Origin of the sequence: Sedimentibacter acidaminivorans (assembly GCF_017873955.1) — a bacterium.
Classification (GTDB): Bacteria; Bacillota; Clostridia; order Tissierellales; family Sedimentibacteraceae; genus Sedimentibacter; species Sedimentibacter acidaminivorans.
Map to the genome: position 1 here is coordinate 1 of NZ_JAGGKS010000018.1, position 1,897 is coordinate 1,897.

The window sequence follows — 1,897 nt, forward strand, 5'->3', positions numbered from 1 at the left end:
AATAGTCTCTCGGAATACTCCGAGTTAGTCGGTGCAAGGTTTTACCTTGTCACCCTTTTTTTACTTCCTCCTATTTTGCAATAGGATTTTTTATTTTAATGCAGGTTTCTTTTTCTATTCCTGCAATTAACCAATTGAAATTTTTTTTGTTAATTTTGAAAAAAACACTTGACTTTTTGAAAACACCCTAATAATCAGCGTGAAGGGATTTTTCCTTACTAACTGTGATGGGAGTGTTATTTGTGAAACCTATTTTTGTTGCTCATGAATCTTATCAAGATTTCGTTTTAACTCAGCTAAAGAAGCATTATTCCAATGGTATTCTTACTCTTGTAATCAACGATTGGCCTATTATCACCAAGTTATGGATTTCTGATCTTTCTTATATCACTATTTTTCTTAGTGATACTTATTCCATCAAAGGTCCTTTGCCCCGTGACCCTGCTTCTATGCTTAGATCTTATCTTCTTTTCTTATCCACCAACCCTACAATTGGTATTACCAAATGGATTGATCAATTGCATCGTGTTCCTCTCTATGCCATTTTAAGCGGCTTTGAACCCGGTGATGTTCCAGGTGTTGGAACTTTTTATGATTTCTTTAATCGCTTATGGGACTTTGGTCCTGATAATATTAAACCCAAAGCTAAACGAAAACGTAAAAAATCGAAAAAGAAAAAACTCAAAAAGGGAGAAAAACTAGCTCCTAAGAATCCCGGTATTGTTGGAAGATTTATTAATCGCTTCCTTCATCGTGGTGCTAAGAAAAAAGATTTGCCTGCTGACCGGTTATTTGAATTCTTTCAATCTCAAATCCTTGATGTGTCTGCAAATTTAGGGCTTCTTGGTAATCGTAGTTCTATTAGCGTTGCCGGTGATGGTACCCCTTTGGTTACAGCCAGTTTTCCAAGAAGTAAACCTTCTTGTGATTGTTATGCCCAAGGTATAGCGATGTGCGATCATCCCCGTTTGTTTTCCCAGCCAGACTGCGACTCCGGTTGGGATAGTTCTAGAGAAAAATATTACAATGGATACAGTTTGTATATGATATCTGCTTGCGACAGCAAGTATGATTTGCCGCTATATCCAAGACTTCAGCCTGCTTCAAGGCATGATTCAGTTAGTTTTGTAACTGGTTCTATTGAATTCGCACAACGCTTTACCTTAGGCACAATTAACAGGTTTCTTCTTGATGCTGCTCATGATGCCGAAGCTATTTATGAATTATTAGATCATCAAGGCATAGAGCCATTTATTGATTTAAACCCAAGAACTAAGGAAAATTTTAGTTCTGAGGGTGATATTAAGATTTCTGCTAAAGGTATTCCTATCTGCCCTATTGGTAAAGAAATGAAACCTAATGGCTATGATAAATCTCAAAATCGTCAAAAATGGAGATGTCCTTATGGAGCCAAAGCTAAAATTTCTTGTAAAAAGCCTTGTTCTAACGCTAAATATGGTCGGACATTTCATACTTTTTCTAAAGATAATCTTAGACTTTTCCCTAAAACTCCTCGTTCATCTGAGAAGTGGAAACTTGTTTATAAACGACGAACTTCTATTGAACGATCCAACAAAAGGGAAAAGGTTGATTATCATTTAGAAGCAGGTCGTCATCGTTCTACCAAGATGTGGTACATCCGTGTTTACTGTATTATGATGAACCAACATATTGATGCTTGGTACAGTGTTAAAAAAGATTCTTTAAATCTATCAGAGATAATATTTAATCAAGTAGCCTAATACTGATTCTTAAAACTCATATTAATAGGCTTGTTTACTATACGCTTTTTTAAATTATTGTACTTACCTTAAAGTATTACCTCAAAATTTAGGTTCTTTTTTAGTGAAATTGCAATATTTAATTTTCAAACATCATCTTGTTCCGAGAGCTTATT

The 1,897-nt window shown here is 35.2% G+C and carries 1 protein-coding gene; it reads left to right on the forward strand.

All coding sequences use genetic code 11. The features are described 5' to 3' along the window. The first annotated feature begins 242 nt into the window (after positions 1-242). The gene (locus tag J2Z76_RS16455) at positions 243-1,742 is read left to right on the forward strand and encodes a transposase (RefSeq protein WP_209513152.1); all 1,500 of its coding nucleotides are present in this window, start codon (positions 243-245) and stop codon (positions 1,740-1,742) included. Positions 1,743-1,897 lie beyond the last annotated feature (155 nt).